Here is a 21,525-nt window from a genome sequence, read left to right on the forward strand (position 1 = left end):
TATAGTATGGGAATAAGATAGGTATAGGCGGTGCAAAATGATATGCATTATCAAACGAAAAAAATGAACTATGCAATATTAAAAAAAGAAATTTATGAGAGTGATTATGAATTGGGAGAAAGATTAGCCATTAGCCACTTGGCAAGGCGATTTAACAGCAGTGAAACACATTCAAAAGATTATAAATGAAAGTAAAGAAGCTTTTCAACAACAGGAATATGAAACGTTCGAGAAACTAAATATTGATTTCCACATTGGGATTTATAACAAATGTAATAATAAATTATTAATAAACACAATCGAAGATCTTTGGAGCAATTCTAACCACTATCCTTCTGTATATAAAAGCAATGATGAACACATTCAACAATCCATCTCAGAACATGATGAGATTTGTGAAGCTTTACTAAAAAAAGATAGTTTGCTAGCAGAAAGTTTGATCTTTAAACATAAGGAAAGCTGATATTCAATGAAATTAGTATCTTATTTAAAAAAGGACCATATAAGCGTGGGGATCGTTGAAGAAGATACCATAATAGATTTAAATGATACGTTTCCTGATATGTTATCTATTATTAATGCTGGAGCCGATGGAGAGGCAGAGCTGAAAAGAGCATTAGCCAACGGCTCTAATAAAGTACCACTTAACAGTTGTGAATTACTGCTGGGGATGTAATTCTCACGGGGAAGCCTTAAGGTGTTGGCTTTAAACGTGAACCTCCTATACTATTGAACGCTGGAGATGAGGTTGAAGTTATCATAAGTGAAATAGGCAGAAAAAAACAAAGTAGTGTAATAACAAGATGGATAGAGATCGCTGAAATTGACTGAATGTTCCTAGAACAATGCTGATACATGAGGTGAACTTATGTTAAATGAAAAAAAGGATGATATTCGTATCGGTCTAACAAAATGAACGAGTTAACGCTAAAAGAATCTCAAGAAAATCAATTTATAACATGGAATACGGCTGTAGATGAAGAGGAGATTTGGATGGGAATGATTAAAGTGAAGCCTAATACCAAATCACTTTCACAACATATAAGGGTTCAGAAACTGTTCATTATGTGTTAGAAGGAAAGGCTAAAGTCGTTCATGGAAATATGCAGGAAAGCGTAGAACCTGACAAGGGAGACTTTATTTATATCCCTCCCTTTTTTATATTTAGTTTTGAAAACAATAATCAGTCTGAGAATCTAGTATTTGTTACGTTTATGGCTTCTTCCTTTCAAATAAAATATGAAGATAGTAACCCGATTGAAGAAGCAGGTAATAATCAAGCGAAAGTTGTAAGGGCTACAGAGTTAGATGAATCAACTAATCAAACAAAGAATATGCCGCGAAGAATTGGTATTCAATCAAATAAAATATGGATGAATGTGTTACCGGTGAAGTTGGAATGGACTCAGGGGCACATCATCATGGAGAAGCTGAAACAGGTGGTTTTATTATAAGCGGTACAACTCGTATATTGCATGGTGAAAGTTATTCAGACTTTACAGAACTAAAAATAGATGACTTTGTACATGTTCCGCCCTTCATCCCTCATATCGAACGCAATATGAGTAAAACGGAGATCGTAGAGTTTTTAACAGCTCGAAATCCTGGGAACATTGTTGTTAATATAAAAAATCCAGAACAAATATAAATATATAGTAAAATGAAAGGATTTATTTGAGTGAGAATGGTAACGGTTTCAAGAGAAGTTAGGGAGGGATAGAAGATGGCATTTCCTAAAAAAAGTAATACGTGAGGTAGGACCACGAGAAGGAATTCAAATTGAAAAGACACCGGTTTCTACGGAAGATAAGATTAAATTAATCGATATGTTATCTGAATGTAATTTACCAGTCATCGAGGTAACTTCATTTATTAGTCATAAATGGGTCCCTCAAATGGCTGATGCCGAGTTAATTGCAGAAGGATTTAAGAGAGAACCAGGTATTGAGTATCAATGTGTTTATTTAAATTCGAAAGGCATTGAAAGAGCCCAGGCGACAGGGAAATTTGATGTAGAGGGTGTTCTTAGTGTCATAGCGAGTGAAAAGTTCTCAATTAAGAACACGAACAGAACGATTGAAGAAAATTTAAAGAAAAGAGAGAACCAAAATGGACGTCTCGTTAGAAGACGACATAAAAACGCATTTAAGCAATACTTACTTATTCATAAGTGTTTTACGATAGGAGGAAACTTATTGAAGCGACTAGAAAATAAAGTGGCCTTAATTACCGGTGCAGGGAGTGGTTTAGGAAAAGCTGAGGCACTCTTATTTGCGGAACATGGGGCAAACGTCATTATAACGGATATAAATAGTGAAACTCTATATGCTACTGAAAATAAAATGAATGATTTGGGGTACGAAGCATTAGCTATGAAACATGATGTTTCTTCGGAGGAAGAATGGCAACAAGTAATGAAAGCAATCGATAAAAAATTTGGTGAAGTAGATATTCTTATAAATAATGCTGGAATAATTAATAGACAAGGGTTAGAAGTAATTACCTTGGAGGACTTTAACTTCATGCATACTATTAATACGCAAGGTACTTTTCTTGGCATGAAAAGTGTTACTCCAATAATGAAGAAGTCTGGTGGTGGATCGATTATCAACATTTCATCTATTTTTGGATTGGTTGGAAGTGAGGGGGCTTTTGCTTATCATGCTACAAAAGGCGCAGTGAAGTTAATGAGTAAAGCAGCAGCAATTGATTTAAGTAAGAGTTTCATAAGAGTTAACTCTATCCATCCAGGTGTGATAGAAACACCAATGTCCAATAGTATTGCTACGAAAGAAGGTCACCCTATGAAAAACAAAATACCATGGCCGGAAATAGGAAAACCGGAAGATGTAGCTTACGGGGCTTTATATTTAGCCTCAGATGAATCAAAATACGTAACTGGTAGCGAGTTGGTAATTGACGGGGGATATACAGCCCAATAAATCAGTTTCTATTTGTGTTTATTTACTATATAAAAGAGACCCAAATTACAATATTTAGTTAGTCACTTAGATAAAATTCAGTGTATTTATTAAAGTGCACGTTTTTCCCCCACCCTTGAAAGTTGGTTTTGACCTTGACTTTGGTATGAGGATATTAAGCCGATTTTGCTATTTTTTATTCAAAAAAACAGCTTGCTGTTGATAGTTTATAATCATTCTCGGCAGATTGTTGAGCATCTGACAAATATGTTTTATGGTCTCTCTAGGATAACTTGAAATTGCTTTTCCTTTGGGGATGTAGTGTCTAAGAAGGCCAAAATGTCATTTGTTAGAACTTCTTTCATAAGAGTCATAAGGTCTTGCGAAATAGACATCTACTCAGCTACCAAATAATTATTTCGATATTATTACAAATCCACCACTTGGATTGGAGATATCTACATTAGAAATATTAAATCAATATTCTTTAGGTAATAAAAGTTCAAGAAGAAGTATATTGTTTTTGAAAGAAATATTGAAATTATAAAGTCGCGTGGAATAATTGCTATGGTGATTGATGACAGTGTTTTAAATTCTCCTCACCATGCTGATGTAGGGGGGGGTAGGAAAGTTCACACATTTAAAACAGTTTACAGCCTTCTTGATACAACGTTTATGCCATATGCATCTGTTAAAACATCTATTATTGTCTTAGGGAAAAAGCATTATACCGCCGAACATGAACTGAACCATTATTTACGGACAGTTTAATAAAAAGGACTTTTACAATCTAGGCTGCAATTAGGTGACTTCGGTATTGTGCCGGAGTCATTTTTTTAAAATCCCATTGTTTGCGCGTTGTATTATAATGCTCTATGTATTCGTCTATCATTTCCTTTAATTCACGTAAATTACATGCTTCTTCATCTTTAAAATGCCCAAAGAAAGACTCCATTGGAGCGTGTTATCCAAACAGTTTCCTCGGCGTGACATCGACTGAAATAAGCCTTTTTTCTTAACGCGTTCTTGATATTCTGGATGTGTGTACTGGACACCTTGATCGGAATGGATCATTGCCTCTGGCTGAATATTTCCGTCCAATGCCTCTTCTAATTTATCTAATGTGAGATACACCAATCCCATTTTCAAGCTAGTCGATAGTTCATCAGCGACGATTTCCCTGGTTACTACATCTTTGGTACAAGATAAATAAGCTGTTTGCCCATTACGGTAAGGTAAATTAGTAATATCAGTTAAATACTTTTCCTGGCTCGTCTTGATTGAATGCCCGATTTAGTGGGATAGGGGGTGAGAGGGAGCATTTATTAATATATTTAACCCAGGATTGTAAACGTCTACATATTGTTGGAAAGGAGAGACATAAATGAGAATTAAAGGGAATTTATTGGCACAGATTTTTATTGCTTTTGCAATTGCTATTCCTTTGGGCGTTATTTTCCGGCCTTCCATCGATGTAATAAAGCCACTAGGCGATTTGTTTTTACGTTTAATTAAATTTATAATAGCACCTCTTATCTTGGCTTCATTAGTTGTGGGTGTTGTAAGTACAGGGGATCCGAAACAATTAGGTCGAATCGGAATAAAGACAATGACTTATTATTTAGTGACAAGCGGAATTGCCGTTATTATTGGGTTAGTATTTGCGTATCTAGTTTCACCTGGTAAGGGTGTAAATGTTAGTTTACCTGAAGCATCGACGCAGGTAAATGAAACGGAAGGGGTTATTGCTACTTTGCTGAATATAATCCCCGAGAACCCTTTCACAGCACTTGCATCAGGTAATATTTTACAGAATATCTTCTTTGCTATTTTTATTGGTTTAGCGATTACACTAGTTGGGAAACAAGCAAGGCCTGTCTATGATTTTTGCCATTCCTTTAAAAAATTTTAATGGGTTCAACTTGGCGAACTTTTTAACTGCTATGGAATAAATAAATAGTACATGGATAATGCACGCAATTGCGACGGCTAAAATTACCTTTAAAAGTGGCATTAATACAGCCACTCCATATTCACTCACCACTGGCGCTACTAGCCCTAAAATACCAATGGGTGCAAACCGCATAACGATTTCAGTTATTTTATACATAATCTCGGCAAAGCCTTCAAACCGGCTAGCGTAGTTGCTTTTAGTACTTGTAGTAGTGCAGGTACATTACCGGTTACATTGAAAAATACCGAAGAAAACTTAGGGGTGTCAAGGAAAATTAGTAGCTTCGTGCTCCCACTTGGCGCAACAATTAATATGGACGGAACAGCAATCTATCAAGGTGTGGCTGTTGTATTCATAGCCCAATTTTACGGAATGGAATTATCGTTTTTACAATTACTAACTATTGTTTTGACAGCCGTGTTGGCATCGATTGGTGCGCTGGGGTACCGGGTGCAGGTGTAATCATGCTTGCAATGGTATTAAGTTCGGTCAATATGCCATTAGAAGGCATTGCTTTAATTGCTGGTATTGATCGTATACTTGATATGTTTAGAACGACCGTTAACATTTTGGGAGACGCTTCGGCGGCTGTTGTCGTTGCAGCTACAGAAGATGAGTTATGGGTGGATGATTTGAATAAGGTACAGAAAAATGAATTGGGACATATAAAGTAATTTTTATGAATGAAGAAACAAAGGGAGAAGGTTAGGTATCCCACCCAAGATTTTTCCTACCAAATTAAAGAGCAAAAAGGTGTACCAAAATAATTGGGTACACCTTTTATGTTTGGGCATAGTACTTGTAGGCGATGGAATTGTAAGCTTAATTTATCGTTATTTGGTCATTTGATAGTTATACAAATTTGTACATTCTTGGTGCCCTGTTCTAACACAATTACGAATTGTATTGGAACCAGGTACCTTTTTCGAATTGTCCTAAATAAACCATGCTTTATATTAATCGCATGTAGCAAATTATTAAAATTTCAGTTACAATACTTGGTAGTAGGAATTTTTTTGAATTTAAAACCTACTTATTCAATAGGTTTAATTTACTTTAGGAGGAAATAGAATGAGAAAGAGAATTTTATTTGGTTTTTTAGTTAGTATTCTTGCAATTATGATGGTCGCTTGCAGTAATTCATCTGATGAGAATGACAACAATTCGGCAGATGAGCAAAGTGACGACAACACATCGGAGGCAAGTGATTTAACCATTATGCTTGGCTCTGATCCAAATTCATTGGATCCGCACGGCGCAAATGACGGTATATCTTTATATGTAATGAGTACGATGTATGACAAACTTGTTTATTTGGATAAAGATTTAACGATGACACCTGGACTTGCGGAAAGCTTAGAACAAATTAGTGATACGGTTTGGGAAGCAAAAATCCGTGAAGGTGTAGAATTTCATGATGGGTCTATACTTGATGCTGAAGTTGTAAAGGCGAATTTGGACCGGGTAAGAGATCCAGAAATTGCTTCACCTCTTAGCTTTTTATACGACATGATTGAAGAAGTAGAAGTGATTGATACCTATACGGTTCATATCAAGACAGAGTTTCCATTTGCATCTCTCCCTGCGCATTTGGCGCATCCGGGAGGTAGCATGATTAGTAAAAAATCGATTGATGCAGATAACGAAGCCATTAAAAATGGTGGAGAACCATTTGCAACGGTAAATGAGGCACCGGTCGGGACAGGACCTTTTAAATTTGAATCACGTGAGCATGGTGATGCAATTAAAGTTGTTAAAAATGAAAAATATTGGGATACAGAAAAAGCAAAATCAGCGTCCATCACATTTAAAACAGTCCCTGAAGCATTTACAAGAATCGCAGAGTTAGAAACAGGAGGAGCGGATTTAATTTATCCAGTAAGTCCTGTAGATGTCGCACTGATTGACGAAACAGATTCAGCCCATGTTCAACAATCTAAAAGTTCTAATCTAACTTATTTAGGTTTTAATACAGAAGTTGAGCCATTTAATAAGAAAGAAGTACGTCAAGCGATTTCGATGGCGATTAATAGAGAAAATTTAATTGATGGCTTATTGGAGGGTAGGGCTTTACCTGCTATCGGACCACTAGCGCCGACAGTTTATGGGTATTCAGATTCGATTGATACACTCGGCTATGACGTGGAGAAAGCAAAGGCATTAATGAAAGAAGCGGGTTATGAAGATGGTTTTAAAACGACGTTGCTAACGTATGAAACAAGTGCCTATGCTGATCTAGCAGTGTTTTTACAGGCAGAGTTGAAAAATATTGGCATTGAAGTAGATGTCGAAATTGTGGAAACCGGCGCCTTTTTGGAGGCGGCTGGAGAGGGAAATACAGAAATGTTTATCGGTGCATGGGGAACAGTTACGTTAGATGCGGATTATGGCTTATATCCGATGTTCCACTCCTCGAATGCAGGTTATTCTGGGAACCGATCGTTTTTAAAAAATGATGCAATAGATGAAGTTCTTCAAGCAGCGAGAGAAGAAGGCGATGAACAAAAGAGGCTAGAACTCTATGAACAAGCACAAAATTTATTAGCTGAAGAAGCGCCAGTTGCTTATTTGTATCACTCCGAATTATTAGCTGGCTTGCATAATGACGTTAAAGATTTTTGGCAATATCCAAGCAGTATCTTTTTCTTGCGAGACATGCATAAGTAAAGCTGTCGATATCAGTTAGATTGTAATTTGATGATTGAAAGTTTGCTTGTTAGTTTCGCAGTTATGTGTTGATTGAGTATCTGATTATAGAATAATATAAGCAGAAGAAGCAGACATCCGTGATGGTGGGATGTCTGCTTTTTCATGTTTAGTTATTTGGTTAATACACAATTTCGAGTTGTTTCGGAACTTAGTACCTTTTTTATTCCGCATGAAATTAGGAATGAAGGAATACAATCAATGAAGGGGAATTGTGGAAAATGAAGCGCGATACTCCGAGACGACATCCGGTGCCGAAAGATTGGCTCAATGCTGTACATGACGCTTCAAATCATTTGGATTTACACGGATACAAAATTTAATAAAAGAAAGGATGACAAAATGAAAAAAGTATTCGCGATGCTATTCACTTTGTTCATTGGATCGATTTTATTAGTAGCTTGTTCAAGTAAGGAGCCTAAAGAGAGTAAAGGCGATTCAGATGTAACCGAGATTACGTATTGGCAGTACACATTCCCAACCAAAGTTGAGCAAATTGATAAAATCATAGCTAATTTTGAAAAAGATAATCCGGATATTAAAGTCGTTGCGCAAGATTTTCCATATGATCAATATCAAAATAAAATTTTTGCGGCAGTTGAAGCTGGAGATGGTCCGGATATTTTGAATATTTATAATGGATGGATTTCAAAATATGTGGATATGGATTATATTCAACCCATCCGCGAAGAGTTTATGAGTAAAGAGGAGATTTCAGATTACTATGTGGATATGATTCAACCGTATGAATTGGATGGCCAGTATTATACATTACCTGTCGCCGTGCGTTCATTGGCTTTATTTTGGAATAAAGATATGTACAAAGAAGCGGGATTGGATCCGGAAAGCCCACCGAAAACTTGGGATGAATTAATTGAAAATGCAAAAGCAATGACTGAAATGACGGATGATGGCCGTTACAAAAAAGAAGGGTTTGGCTGGAATGCGGCAGGGCAAGGATTACATGAATTCCAACAAGTGTTGTTACGTCAATATGGCGTAGAGCCTTACAGTGAAGATGCGTCAAAAGTATTGTGGAATGAAAAGCAAGAAGGATATGACGCATTTAAATATTGGCTGGATATGACAATGGTGCATAAAGTCGGGGATCCAGACGTAGGTAATACGTACCGGGAAGCTTTCCTTGCAGGCATTGCGGGGATGATTGTGGATGGTTCATTTGCAGTTGGAGATATTCAAAATGCAAGTTTTGACTGGGGCGTTACGACATTGCCTGTACTTGAAGAAGGCGGTTTACAGTCAAACTATGCATCTTATTGGACGAATGCCATTGCAAAAGGGGTAGAGGGTAAAAAGTTAGAGGCGAGTGAAAGGTTCCTTGCGTATTTAATCCAAGAGGATGTCCAAAAAGATTGGTTAGAAAATGTTGGGGAGTTACCTGCATCGAAAGCGTTAATCGCGGATGAAGAGCTTGTGAATAACCCAACTTACGGACCGTTTATTGAAGGATTGGACTATGCGCATGCGACATTTTTTGTAAATGAAGATAAAGAGCGACAAATCATTATCGATGGTGTAGATAAAATTCGTTTGGAAAATGCAGATTATGATGAGACATTTGATGAAATCGTAACAAAAATTCAGGAAGTACGGGATGAATTCTTTGATAGACAATAAGGTCGTGCAATTTTAAAAAGTACGAAGAAGGAAATTATATGGAGCTGGCAGAGACAATGACTTTCTGACAGCTCCTGTTTTAGGAGGGGGATGGCTTGAAAAGTAAGGAAACGACAGCAAAAAGAACGTTCAGTCTACAAACAAAAAAGGCATTGATTGCTTATTCGTTTTTATTCATACCCGTTTTATTTTACCTAGCAATCCGAATCATTCCCGCATTTCAAGCCTTTTTGATGTCATTTACAACGAGCAGCTCATCCGTGTTTACGCTTGCGAACTATCATAAATTAATTCAGGATGAAGTGTTTTGGAAGTCTGTTAAAAATACAATTCTTTACGTTATAATTGTTGTGCCGTTACAAATGTTATTTGGGTTAATGTTAGCGCTAGCGATTGAAAGAATGGGCGGGAAGTTGAAGTGGTTTTATCGAATTGTTTTCTTTTTACCGTATATGACGTCAATCGTGGCCATTAGTTGGGTTTGGCGATTATTATACGATCCTAACTCAGGAATCTTGAATGAAATCTTAGTGAAGTTGCATTTACCCACACAAGAATGGTTAGGAAGTCCATCTACTGCGCTAATTTCCATTAGTGTGGTCATTATTTGGCAGATGATGGGTTTTTGTATGCTGTTATTTACCGCAGGCTTACAAGTCATCCCAAGACAGTATTATGAAGCAGCTGATATTGATGGGGCAACTAAATGGCAGACATTCTGGCATATTACTTTCCCTATGTTGAATCCAACAATTGTGTTTTTAGCGATTATTGGGGTGATCCAAACGCTACAAACCTTCACACAGATTGCCAATTTAACGGGGGGGAGTTCCGGCGGCGGATTGGGCGGTCCTTTAAACAGTACGATGAGTGTTGTCGTTTACATGTATAACGAAGGTTTCCGACAATATAATTTACACTATGCGGCAGCGAGTACGGTATTCCTTTTTATTTTGATTTTAATTGTTACGTTAATTCAATTCCGAACATTTAACAAAAATTATAAATTGTGAGGGGTGAAATCATGTGAAAACGAAAAAATTTAGCATTGCTAAAGTGATTGTCAATATTCTCTTGATTATAGGAATTGTAGCGGTATCCTTTCCTTTTGTCTGGATGATTTTATCGTCTGTCAAAAGTACGGCGGATTTTTACTCTTTTTCATTTTGGCCAAAGTCGCTCGATTTTTCAGGGTATCAGTACGTTTTCGAGAAAACTGATTTTACCCGATGGTATTTAAATAGTTTTATCGTCGCCATTGTCGTAACGATTAGTAATATAATTTTCTGCTCGTTAATTGGGTATACATTAGCAAAATTCCGGTTTACGGGCGCAAAATTAATTTTCTTAATTATTTTAAGTACGATGATGATCCCAACGGAAATGTTAATTATTCCGTGGTATGTATTTAGCAGTGATTTCCAGTGGGTTGATACGTATTGGGGATTAATCTTCCCGGGATTGATGGAAGCGTTTGGCATCTTTTTAATGAGACAGTTTATGCTTTCGGTACCGGAAGACATTTTAGATGCAGCGAGAATAGATGGCATGGGTGAATTTAAAATTTGGCTAAAAATTGCGATGCCACAAGTAAAGCCCGCCATATCTGCACTCGCAATTATTACATTTTTAGGGAATTGGAACGCCTATTTATGGCCAGTCATCGTAACTAATACGGCTGCAATGAGAACCTTACCTGTTGGAATTGCGATGTATGGAACTTCAGATGCTGGGGGAATTCAATGGAATACGATTATGGCGATGAGTTCGTTAACGGTCATTCCGATGATCATTGTCTTTTTAATTTTCCAAAGACAAATTGTTGAAGGAATCGCACTTAGCGGAACGAAAGGGTGATTGACGAAACCATTGAAACTCACAAAAATCAGAGGTGTTGTATTGCCTGGTCGGAAGGTATTTCCATTGATAAAAGTGAGCTTGGGGTGTAAAATAATGAATACAAGCTGCATTGTTCGTACCACTATTAAGTTTTAACCTTTATGCTGTAAAAGGGAGTTTTAAATTGAAACTGAAATGGCAAGCCACGTTCTTTTCACTAACAACGAGGACAAACAGGCAAGTTTCTGCGAACACCCACTTTGAGGAGTGGTGGTTTAAAACTTTCTAATGACGTACGGCAAAGGCGGCTTCTACATAATATGAAAATCTAACAAACATCCTTCAAATTCGGATTCGGAATTTGAAGGATGTTTTTTTATTTCCTTTTTCGGATTCACAACTGGTTAAATAAACATAAAGACTTGTTGTACAGGTATACTTCAAAAACTAACGCCTCGTTTTAGTAGCACAAAAGCCGCTACAAACATAAGCTTGGAAGTCTTCATTAATCCCAAAGTCCTCGAAGGGCTCCGGCCATGTACAGATCGGGCAAATGGCCATTTGAATATAAAAGAAGCACTCGTGAATTTCTTCTTCCAGTCCGTCCCATGCATTTTGTAGATAGTGAATACCAGTTTCATATAAATGTTCCAATTCTAGTTTATCCATATAGTCATTTTCCGGAAAGATAATGATGTTAAGATCTTCGGACATCGCATCGAGCGACTCGTTATAACTGATGAACGGTTTCCATTGTTGTTCATCCAAGATATTCTTTAAGATTGACTCTAATCCGAGTGCTATATCTTTCGGCATATGGTCCCACAACACGTAAAGTCCATCTAAATATATGTAATTTTCCACATCGAGAAAGTGGTTGGCGACGGATTGGTATAACGTTTCAACTATATCATAGAGTCTGCGAAGTTCATCTTGGTAAAAAAAGACCCCTTCATCACCGAATACGTACTCCTCACATTGTGCTACCAAAAGATCGATTTTATCTAATTGCTCATCGCGTTCGGTAATATCTTTAAATTCTCCTGAATGGCTTGTCAAATTGATATATTGTTCCATCAGATTGGCATAGGTGAATGCGTAAGGTTCGTCCAATATTCCTTCCGGTAAGCAATCTATTGAACAAAAGGACCCTTTGTCCGAATGAATGCGAAACGGTTCTCTGCGGAATCTTTTGTTGCATGTAAAACATGTTTTCATGGCAATTCCCCCTCGTATTTTGTTATTAGCATTATACATAGGGGAATGAGAATCTGTTACAGCTACTGAAATTCAATCGTCTCAATAATAAGAACAAACATGAATAACGCGATATTCATGTTTGTTAAGTTTGTTATGTTTGTTTGGGTGACTGGCACCGTATCCATCCAGCACCTTACCCAATCTCAATAAAGTGCAACTAAACCGAGAAATCGTTATGATAAAGAGAAGGCACATCGAACGACTATATAGGGAGTGTTCTAATTTTGAAAAGTTTTCTTGTTATGCAAGGGCACACTTATAACGAAGAAAAAGAATTGGGTTTTATCTGGGCTGCTAAAAAAGATCGTAGTGGTATGCCTTCTCATTCATGGCAACGTTTAACTGAAGTGAAAAAAGGGGACTTGGTCTTTCATTATGTGAATGGGCGTATTTTGGCGGTCAGTGTTGCAAAAGAAAGTTGTAAAATTGCTGATAGACCATCGATTGACGAGCATGTAGAACAGCAAGATGAAAAAGGATACTATGTTGAGCTAGAATATCATGAGCTTAACGTACCGATTCATATTCAGTCGAATTTTGATGCAATCCGTCCGCTTTTGCCGATTAGGTATTCGCCATTTCAACTAAATGGCCATGGCAATCAAGGTTATCTGTATCCTTGCAATGAAAAATTGTCTGTTAAGCTGCTGGGAATAATTGCAGACGCCAACATTACTGAAGTCGAAGATGAACAATTAGAATTCGCCATGAGTCCAGTTGTTCCGGTTGAAAGAGATATGTTGCTTCCGCTATTACATACTGCTGAGTCACGAATGAGAACCAAAATCCGTAAAAGTCAACAAAGTTTCTGTAAGGACTTAATGCTGTTATGGGCTTATCAATGTGTTCTGTGCGGGATTGATTTACCTGAATTGCTGAAGGCTGTTCGATCAAAACCGTGGAAGGACAGTTCTGATGTGGAAAGGGTAGATCCGTACAACGGATTATTACTTTGTGCAAATCATGCAGCTCTTTATGAAAATGGATTGATTGCTTTCGATGGACAGGGGAGACTCCATATTTCATCGCAATTGTCTGAAGAGGATTATGAGAAGTACGATTTACATAAAAAAGTGAAGATTGCCCGGCAAGAGAATCATAAGAAATATTTGAAGTGGCATAAAAGACATTTGTTTAGAAGCTAGAGGCGATATAAGTTGTAAAACCCTTCAAAACGGTCCGGAAGGTTTTTGAAGGAAGTTTTTTGCTGAATCGATTATGAATATTTCTGTTGAACTAAAAAAAGAGTAGCATCTACGATAGATGCTACTCTTTACTTGCGTTTCCCGGGAAATAAATCCTTAAATGCATACTTTGAAATCTGTTTTCGACAACATTAACTGCATCCAGATTGGACATACCTTCCATTGAACGCTAATACAACACCTTAAGATTGCTCCTTCACCATGCCGAACTTACATGCAGTTTCGAATAATATCTCCACAGCAGGAAGAAGGGGTTCTTCATCAATATCAAACTTTTCATGATGATGGCCTGCAGCAAGGTCTGTGCCAAAAATACAGTAAGTTGCTTGCCCGCCTCGCTCCTGTACGGAATTTAAGAAATAAGTTGCATCTTCGGATCCGGCATTGTCTTCACTTAACAGCGTAACGTTTTCAATGAAAGGATGCTGATTGGCGATGTGAGCTAATTCTTTTGCCAGCTGCTCAGAGCATTTGCAGCTGATTGCCTCTCCTGCAAGCTCAATAGTCTGTTCAACGTCATACATACGAGCTGCTCCGGCGACAATATTTTCGATCTGCTCTTTCATATAGTTATTTACTTCGCTCGTTTCTCCGCGTGTTTCTACTTTCATCGTCGCATGATTTGCGACAATATTTCTGCCGGAACCTGCATGAAGTTCGCCAACATTCACACGGGAATCGCCACTCGAATGCCGACTCACAGCATGCATATTTAAGGCTGCACTTGCTGCGGCGAGTAAAGCATTTTTTCCTTTTTCGGGTTCGCTTCCCGCATGGGAAGATTTTCCAGAAAATGTGATGTCCAGCTTGGACGTAGCTAAAAAGCCGTTATTCGCCGCAACGAAATGGTGTTTCGGTACACCTGTGCCGATATGGGCGGCGATAAAGTAATCAACATCATCTACCACGCCAGCGGCTGCCATGGCTTTTGCGCCTCTTGTTCCTTCTTCCGCCGGCTGGAAAATGAGTTTAATCACACCAGTAAGCTGCGCTTGATGTTCGGACAGTAGCGTCGCTAATCCTAGTCCAATTGCGGTATGTGCATCATGCCCACAAGCGTGCATTGTACCTTCAGAAATTGAGCGAAATCCTAAGTGCATCGGCGCATGATCTAATGAATTAGATTCTACGATTGGCAACGCATCCATATCAAAGCGAAAGGCAACTGTTGGTCCTGGGCGATTTGTATGAAGTGAAGCGACAATCCCTGTGTAACCCTCCTGGAAGAAGGGAAGAAATCGCTCGATAGCACCATGTTGCTTTGCCCATAATACATGGTTGTCCGTTATTTCTGCATTTGGTTTCCCCATACATGCTTCTTCCTTCATAACACTTTTACCCATTTGTAAGTCGAAGCCTAATTCATCTAGCACGCTCGCTACAATAGATGCCGTTCTCATTTCTAAAAATCCTTGTTCGGGAAAGCGGTGGAAATTCCTGCGCCAGTTAATAACTTGTTCTTCTAGTTGCATAAAAATCCCTCCATCTAAATTGATGACCGCTCATTGTATAGATTAAAAACGAGCATGAATTCCTGGACCGAATGGAATTCCTAAGTAAAAGAATGCAATAATTAAAATGATCCATGTAATTAAGAAAGCAATGGAATAGGGCAACATCAGTGAAATATATGTGCCAATACTTGCCTTTTTATCGTAACGCTGCATAAATGCTAATACGATAACCATGTAAGGAAACAGGGGAGTAATGATATTGGTTGAAGAATCCGCAACCCGGTAAGCCACTTGCGTAAAGGCTGGATGGTATCCGAGTTGCATAAACATCGGTACGAATATTGGGGCCTCAATTGCCCATTTAGCTGAACCGGATGTTAACAGGAAGTTCAACATGGATGTAAAGATAATGTACCCTATAATAAGTGGCAACCCAGTAAAATTAATACTTTCGAGTAATTCTGCTCCGTTGACTGCGAGCCATGTGCCGAGATTGGACCAATTAAAGTAGGCAGTGAACTGTGCGATGGCAAAAACAAGTACGATATAGCCCGACATATCCTTAATTGATTCGGCCATATAATGACTCACGTCTTTACTGGACTTTATGGTTCCAACGACAATACCAAATGTGATCCCGATAATTAAGAAGAAGAATAAAATAATCGGAATGATGCCATCGAGAAATGGCGATGGAATAAGCCCGCCTTCTTCGTTTGTTAATGGACTATTCGGTATGAAAATTGTCCCAACAATTATCAATACATAAATGAGTCCCGCAATCAAAGAGTAAATAAATGCTTTTTTAGTTTGTGGCAAATCTTCTGTTGTGTCTTCTTCAATCGCATCCCCTGTATATTTCCCCAGTCTTGGCTCGATTAAGCGTGTTGTGACAAGTCCTCCAACAAACGTGAGCGCAAAGACAGATACGATATTGAAAAACCAATTATCAACAGGCGTAACGGTCATTGTTTCATCGACAAAACGTGCCGCTTCAGTTGAAATACCGGCAAGCAATGCGTCCGTTCCTGCTACAAATAAATTCGCTGTAAATCCTGCACCAGCACCAGCAAATCCGGCGGCAAGACCAGCAAGTGGGTGGCGGCCTACTTTATAAAAGACAAGTGCTGCTAAAGGAGGAACTAAAACGATGGCTGCATCAGAAGCAAGATTACCCATGATACCTACAAAAACAACAGTATATGTCAGTAAGTAGGGTGGTGATTTTAAAATAGTTTTTCGAACAGCATAATCTAGCATACCAACTTTTTCAGCTAATCCAACCCCTAGCATCATCACTAGTACTAATCCTAGTGGTGCGAATCCTGTAAAGTTATCTAACATCGAGGTTAGGATAAATTGCAATCCTTCAGCGGAGATTAAACTTTTAATCGGAAGTGTTTCTCCGTTTCCAGGATGAACAACAGATGCATTGAAAAGGCTAAAGCACCATGAAATGATGATCATAAAAACAGCTAAGCCAATGAATATCGCAAATGGATCAGGAAGTTTATTTCCTACACGTTCGACAAGATCTAAAAATCTTTGAAATAACTTTCTTTTTTCTTTCATAAATTCACCTCATATTTTCTTTCCATTTAATGTTGTAGGTCTGATATCTTTCCCAATTGGACTTCTGTATGGATGTTTTGCTTGGAATTGGAAAAATTCGTCTTGAATTTTCTTTAACTCCTCTTTGGAGGTAAGGAGGTTAATACCAGTCAATGCCATCGCAGCGGCGGCACGTAACATTCCTTTATGAGCAAAACTAGATAGACCTTGTGCCGTCATTTGCCATGTATGCAGTGGGGTGGCCAGGGTACTTGTTGCTGCTGTTAATTGCGCGGTAGGCACAACCCAACTGACGTCCGCCACATCAGTAGAACCAAAGAGAATTTCTTCGGATTCTTTGTAATCAGATATAGAGTCGGAGATATGTTTTCCTTCGAACTCACTACCATCCCCGATATAGCCGAATCCTTTCATCAAATCGATATAAAAGTCTTGTTCATCTTGTGTGAAAGTGTCCCATATTTGTTTAGCGTAAGCCTTTTCTTCATAAGTCGGTTCATCAGCCCCAATGGTTTTCAAGCTTTTATGAAGCAGGGCTTCTAAACTTCTATTAGGCACATAATTGGAACAAGCTTTGTGGAACTCAATGGTTACTTTCGTTTCTGTCATTAAAGCTGCACCTTCAGCTATTTTGCAAATACGTTGGAAAATGCCTTCTACTTGATCTATTTTCGGGGCCCTTATTAAATAAAGGACTTCTGCATTTGGTTGAACAACTGCTGGGGAAAATCCGCCGGTGTTCGTCACTGCATAATGGACCCGAGCATCTTGAATAATATGTTCTCGTAAATAGTTGACGCCGACGTTCATTAATTCAACAGCATCTAGCGCACTTCGCCCTAAATGAGGAGAGTTTGCAGCGTGAGCAGCAACACCTTCAAAGTGAAAGGAGACTTGGTAATTTGCGAGCGTTGGTAAACTCATAATGGCGTTCGCAGGGGAGGGGTGCCATGTTAATGCCGCATCAACGCCTTCAAAGACATTTTCACGCACCATAAATGTTTTGCCTGAACCGCCTTCTTCTCCGGGACAACCGAAAAAAACGACCGTTCCTGAAAGATTATTTTCTTCGAGATAAGCTTTCGCTGCACAGGCAGCAGCAAACGCGCCTGTACCTAGTAAGTTATGACCGCAACCATGCCCGATATCAGACATTCCTTCAATCCGTTCTTGCTGAGTGGCACCTGGTTTTTGGTTCAAACCTGGAAGGGCATCGAATTCTCCTAAAAATGAAATGACAGGTTTCCCAGCACCATAAATCGCTTTAAAAGCGGTCGGGATATTTGCAATGTTGCGCTCTACTGTAAAACCTTGTCTTTCGCATTCAGTCATCAGGAAGTGAGCAGATTCATATTCTTCGAAACGTGTTTCAGGATGATTGAAAATGTATTCAGATACTTGTTCAAAATAATCTTTTTTGTTTTCGATATATGCTTTGATGAATGTGTCCAATGAAATGCCTCCTATTTTATTCTATTGAAGTTGAGTACTGGAACAGTTAGTCAGGTCTTATAAGCTGCAAGAAATCTCGCACCTTTAAATAGGACTGGCTATCAGTGTTCTCTGCTGGGTGGTGGCTGATACCTTGATGACAAGGAATAAACAATAGACAGCTTAGACGATGCCGTGTTTATCGCATCGTGACCTGTGCTATCCCTGAAGTTGAAGGTAAATTTAATTCTTCGCACAATTCCGTAAAATCTTCTTGGAGATTGACATCGAGTTGAATGGGTGGATCATCAGAGTAGAGGACCAGTGGACTTTGAGTCAATGCGAGAATTATTAGTAAATTACGACTATTGAACGTGGTTCCTAGTGTATTATCCCAAGGCTAATTAATCCTATTCTCTCTACAACGGCAAACATAACGCCAATCATTAGGATACCCAAAATCATTTCAGCAGTTTCTACATCAGTCAAATGGAGCTGCTAACATGTATTTGAGAATTTTATTTTTCTATCATACTAGTGTGATAGGTGAATTACAATAGTAAATTTAGCTAAAACAAAATGGGGGACTGCGCAATCTAATTTTCTGTTTATACACTAAAGTTGTATAGATCCTAAAGATAATCCCATCGTAAAAACATTTATAGAGAGCCTTTGTTTATATTTATTTAACGAATTGAATTGTTATAATTATATCGCACACAGATACTCTTCAATTATTTCCTGAGAGCTTTCTATGCCGCTTAAATAACGGGTAACAGCTCCTCTGCAGTAAATTTAGCCAAAAAAACTGCACCTCCAATTGTTAGAAGTTCTAACAATTAAGGTGCAGTCCAGTACAGTACAGTACAGAAGGGTTTTACGCCTTGCAAGGATAAGTTTTTATTATGATTTCGAAATTTCCCTAAATCCTTCACCGAAAACGTCACGAACATCATGAATGGCGATAAATGCTTCTTGATCTGCCTCTTTCACAACTTTTTTCAGTTTGACCACTTCTCGGCTGCTAATGATGATATACAAAATGTCCTTTTTGTCTTTCGTATAGTAGCCATGACCCGCAAAGACGGTCACACCTCTACCCATAAATACATTTACTTGCTGTGCGATTTGATCTGGATTTTTAGAAATAATCGTAACCGCTTTTTTCATGCTGAAACCTTCGATAATGACTTCCATTACTTTTGTGCCGATGTAAAGCATCACAATTGTCAGCATCACTTTTTCAGCACCGATAATAAAATAGGAAGATAAAACGACGATTAAATCGAAAAATAACAGACCATAGCTGATACTCCAGCCGAAAAATTTGTTTGTCATACTCGCAAGGATTGTTGTACCAGCTGTCGTGCCGCCAACACGAATAATGAGCCCAATGCCAACGCCTGCAAAAACACCGCCAAAAATTGTGTTTACAATGATTTCATCTGACGCAATACGCCAGTCCGATGTGATATGTAAAAAGAGCGAGTTGAATAAAACAGCGATAATCGTGTAAATGGTTGTGTTTCTGCTTAAAAATCTATAACCGACAATCAGCAGAATCCCGTTCAGCACTAAGTTTACGAGTCCAGGCGACCATCCATAAAGATAATAAGCGATAATCGTTAGGCCAGTTACGCCACCTTCTCCAAGGTCATTCGGAATGACAAAAAGATTTACAGCTAACGCAAAAATAAAAGCCCCTGCAATAATAAAAAGAAAGTCGACCATTCTTTTTTTCATATACTAACCGCCCATCTGCCGAAAATTCGGATATGATAAATCATTTAAACTTTACCGCATTGCTGCGAATATTTCTTTAATTTACCATCAAAGGCCTGTGTAAGTCAATGTACAGACAAGCAACTATAACAGAGGTAAATTTATTAAGTCTTTCTTATTAAGGTTGGTATAATATTGTTATTTTTATTCGTAAGGTTGTATAGGCATAATGGTTGAGTTAAGTTTGCCTTTTAAGCAATTTCTTTTTTATTGTAGATGGTCAAAAGTCGCCTCCCGAAGTCTGTTGAAGTAGAGTACTTGAATAGCTATGGTCTTCATTACATTTACGCAAGTAAGCAGCAAGTAGATTAGCGCCATTTAGCAGGGACTGGCTATCCGTGTATTCAGCTGGATGGTGGCTAATGCCTTGACGACACGGAATAAATAAAAGACCGCTTGGCCAACGTTTAGCCATGTTCATCGCATCATGACCCGCTCCACTGTCCATCATCATCGAAGACAAATTTAATTCTTCACACAGCTCGGTGAGGGCTGCTTGCATGTTGGCATTGAGTTGAATTGGCGGATCGTCAGCAAGCGTTTCTATCTGGAAGGAAACAGAACTTTTAACTTCTGTTTGATGAATAAAAGTTTGGATAACTTCTACCATTTCTTGTTTTAACTCCGCGTTTGTACTGCGAATATCGACCCCGATGACAACTTGTCCAGGAATCATATTCATGGCATTAGGACTTGCCTTTATTGTGCTTACGGTCGCCATTACTGGAATCGATTGCCGCTCGTTCATTTGAAGTGCGGCGCTTTCAACGTGGCTAATTAATCCCGCTGTTGCAACCAGTGCATCTTGACGATCATTCATAGGTGTAGTGCCTGTATGGTTTGTCATGCCTTCACAAGTGATCAAAAGCCGTGTCGGTTGTGCGATTGCACGAACGATGCCGATATCTTTCTGGGTATTTTCTAACAATCGTCCTTGTTCGATATGGAGTTCGATAAATTGTTCTAATGCATCTGTTGGTAGCTTCGCTTCTTGAATACTTTGCCAATTCAACCCGCAATGATTCACGGCTTCTTGAAGTGTGATGCCATTTGTATCTTTGAGATTCGCAACACGATCAGTATTTAGTAATCCGCAAACAGCCGTACTTCCAATCGTTGACACCCCGAACCGTGCGGATTCTTCACATGAAAATGCAACAATGGCTATGTTTTTAATAGGCTTAAATTGTTTTTCTTTAAGAATTTTTACTGCTGCGAAGGCGGTTAGTACGCCGGCAACACCGTCATAGCCACCGCCATTATAAACGGTATCCAAGTGTGATCCAGCGGCAATTGTAACTGCGTTTTCATCTACTTTCCATACCGCCCATTGATTGCCTGCTTGATCTTGATGTGTTTCTAAGCCGAGATTTTGAGCAATCACCCGAAACTGTTCATGTGCGTCTTGTTCTTCTTTTGTATAGCCAAGACGAGAAAATCCTTTTGGTTGATTCATATCGTTTGTTAGATTTAATTGTAATAAAGTTTCTTGGATCCAATGTAATAGATTTTCTATTGTGATCAATCCCTTTCGAAAGTTTTGTTAGTAACTAAGATAGGTATGCACTTATTTTCGGTAGAAAGATAGTTTATGCGATGGGTTATTTAAATATATTCGTTAAGTGGTTAATCTTTACGTGTAGAGTTGACAGATTTTTTAGTTTATTTACACAATACAATAAAACACCCTCGATGTCTATGAAAAGATGTATTCTGTTTAAAATGGAAAAGTATGTTAGAGTAGTATTCAATATAAGAATCTG

At 38.4% G+C, this 21,525-nt stretch carries 18 protein-coding genes, 1 other RNA gene and 2 pseudogenes; 13 read left to right on the top strand and 8 right to left on the bottom strand.

What is annotated here, in order from left to right:
* Positions 1-160 precede the first annotated feature (160 nt).
* The 5 genes from BI350_RS08015 to BI350_RS08035 all read left to right on the top strand — a co-directional run bounded on the left by BI350_RS08015 (position 161) and on the right by BI350_RS08035 (position 3,692).
* A complete protein-coding gene (locus BI350_RS08015; protein WP_075527617.1) occupies positions 161-463 on the top strand; it encodes an FCD domain-containing protein in 303 nt (100 codons plus the stop codon).
* Positions 464-469: 6 nt separating this feature from the next.
* Positions 470-676 carry a hypothetical protein gene (locus BI350_RS08020; RefSeq protein ID WP_075527618.1) on the top strand — a complete coding sequence of 69 codons (207 nt, stop codon included), beginning with the start codon at positions 470-472 and terminating at the stop codon, positions 674-676.
* Positions 677-1,067: 391 nt separating this feature from the next.
* Positions 1,068-1,454, top strand: coding sequence for a cupin domain-containing protein (locus BI350_RS08025; RefSeq protein ID WP_075527619.1), 387 nt, complete (start codon positions 1,068-1,070; stop codon positions 1,452-1,454).
* 324 nt (positions 1,455-1,778) lie between these two features.
* Entirely contained in the window at positions 1,779-2,942 is a 1,164-nt protein-coding gene (locus BI350_RS17370) for a glucose 1-dehydrogenase (RefSeq protein ID WP_342672216.1), read from the top strand.
* Positions 2,943-3,488: 546 nt separating this feature from the next.
* Positions 3,489-3,692, top strand: a complete 204-nt coding sequence (locus BI350_RS08035) for a hypothetical protein (RefSeq protein ID WP_075527620.1) — start codon at positions 3,489-3,491, stop codon at positions 3,690-3,692.
* Between the two features lie 19 nt (positions 3,693-3,711).
* Here the strand turns inward: BI350_RS08035 and BI350_RS08040 are convergent.
* Positions 3,712-4,227 (bottom strand): annotated as a pseudogene (locus tag BI350_RS08040) (IS3 family transposase); the annotation flags it as partial.
* 78 nt (positions 4,228-4,305) lie between these two features.
* Between BI350_RS08040 and BI350_RS08045 the strand changes: the two are divergent.
* Positions 4,306-4,833: a dicarboxylate/amino acid:cation symporter gene (locus tag BI350_RS08045; protein ID WP_075527621.1), complete on the top strand. Its 528-nt coding sequence runs from the start codon at positions 4,306-4,308 to the stop codon at positions 4,831-4,833.
* Here BI350_RS08045 and BI350_RS16660 read toward each other — a convergent pair.
* Positions 4,774-5,031: a cation:dicarboxylate symporter family transporter gene (locus BI350_RS16660; protein WP_082295007.1), complete on the bottom strand. Its 258-nt coding sequence runs from the start codon at positions 5,029-5,031 to the stop codon at positions 4,774-4,776. The two genes, BI350_RS08045 and BI350_RS16660, sit on opposite strands and share 60 nt — an antisense overlap.
* Between BI350_RS16660 and BI350_RS08050 the strand changes: the two are divergent.
* The 6 genes and pseudogenes from BI350_RS08050 (at position 5,026) to ssrS (ending at position 11,373) form a co-directional block, all read left to right on the top strand.
* Positions 5,026-5,549: pseudogene (locus BI350_RS08050) on the top strand (dicarboxylate/amino acid:cation symporter). The gene BI350_RS16660 and the pseudogene BI350_RS08050 sit on opposite strands and share 6 nt — an antisense overlap.
* A 397-nt stretch (positions 5,550-5,946) precedes the next feature.
* Positions 5,947-7,542 (top strand): glutathione ABC transporter substrate-binding protein, encoded by a 1,596-nt coding sequence (locus BI350_RS08055; protein ID WP_075527622.1) that lies wholly within the window; start codon positions 5,947-5,949, stop codon positions 7,540-7,542.
* A 381-nt stretch (positions 7,543-7,923) separates the two neighbouring features.
* Positions 7,924-9,219: an extracellular solute-binding protein gene (locus BI350_RS08060; RefSeq protein ID WP_075529304.1), complete on the top strand. Its 1,296-nt coding sequence runs from the start codon at positions 7,924-7,926 to the stop codon at positions 9,217-9,219.
* A 95-nt stretch (positions 9,220-9,314) separates the two neighbouring features.
* On the top strand, positions 9,315-10,232 hold the full coding sequence (locus BI350_RS08065; RefSeq protein WP_075527623.1) for a carbohydrate ABC transporter permease: 918 nt from the start codon (positions 9,315-9,317) through the stop codon (positions 10,230-10,232).
* 13 nt (positions 10,233-10,245) lie between these two features.
* The gene (locus BI350_RS08070; RefSeq protein WP_245698315.1) at positions 10,246-11,076 is read left to right on the top strand and encodes a carbohydrate ABC transporter permease; all 831 of its coding nucleotides are present in this window, start codon (positions 10,246-10,248) and stop codon (positions 11,074-11,076) included.
* Between the two features lie 101 nt (positions 11,077-11,177).
* Positions 11,178-11,373: non-coding RNA, 6S RNA (ssrS, locus tag BI350_RS08075), on the top strand.
* Between the two features lie 132 nt (positions 11,374-11,505).
* Here the strand turns inward: ssrS and BI350_RS08080 are convergent.
* Positions 11,506-12,276 (bottom strand): hypothetical protein, encoded by a 771-nt coding sequence (locus tag BI350_RS08080; RefSeq protein ID WP_075527624.1) that lies wholly within the window; start codon positions 12,274-12,276, stop codon positions 11,506-11,508.
* A gap of 266 nt (positions 12,277-12,542) precedes the next feature.
* Between BI350_RS08080 and BI350_RS08085 the strand changes: the two genes are divergently transcribed.
* The gene (locus tag BI350_RS08085; RefSeq protein WP_155767499.1) at positions 12,543-13,463 is read left to right on the top strand and encodes an HNH endonuclease; all 921 of its coding nucleotides are present in this window, start codon (positions 12,543-12,545) and stop codon (positions 13,461-13,463) included.
* Positions 13,464-13,705: 242 nt separating this feature from the next.
* Here BI350_RS08085 and BI350_RS08090 read toward each other — a convergent pair whose 3' ends face one another.
* From BI350_RS08090 to BI350_RS08110, 5 genes are all read right to left on the bottom strand, one after another.
* A complete protein-coding gene (locus BI350_RS08090) occupies positions 13,706-14,995 on the bottom strand; it encodes an amidohydrolase (protein WP_075527625.1) in 1,290 nt (429 codons plus the stop codon).
* A gap of 42 nt (positions 14,996-15,037) precedes the next feature.
* Positions 15,038-16,549, bottom strand: a complete 1,512-nt coding sequence (locus BI350_RS08095; RefSeq protein ID WP_075527626.1) for an AbgT family transporter — start codon at positions 16,547-16,549, stop codon at positions 15,038-15,040.
* A gap of 9 nt (positions 16,550-16,558) precedes the next feature.
* Positions 16,559-18,001, bottom strand: a complete 1,443-nt coding sequence (locus BI350_RS08100) for an amidohydrolase (protein ID WP_082295009.1) — start codon at positions 17,999-18,001, stop codon at positions 16,559-16,561.
* 882 nt (positions 18,002-18,883) lie between these two features.
* On the bottom strand, positions 18,884-19,723 hold the full coding sequence (locus BI350_RS08105) for a YitT family protein (RefSeq protein ID WP_075527628.1): 840 nt from the start codon (positions 19,721-19,723) through the stop codon (positions 18,884-18,886).
* Positions 19,724-19,982: 259 nt separating this feature from the next.
* Entirely contained in the window at positions 19,983-21,287 is a 1,305-nt protein-coding gene (locus BI350_RS08110; protein ID WP_075527629.1) for a M20 family metallo-hydrolase, read from the bottom strand.
* Positions 21,288-21,525 lie beyond the last annotated feature (238 nt).

This window comes from Sporosarcina ureilytica, assembly GCF_001753205.1.
Classification (GTDB): Bacteria; Bacillota; Bacilli; order Bacillales_A; family Planococcaceae; genus Sporosarcina; species Sporosarcina ureilytica.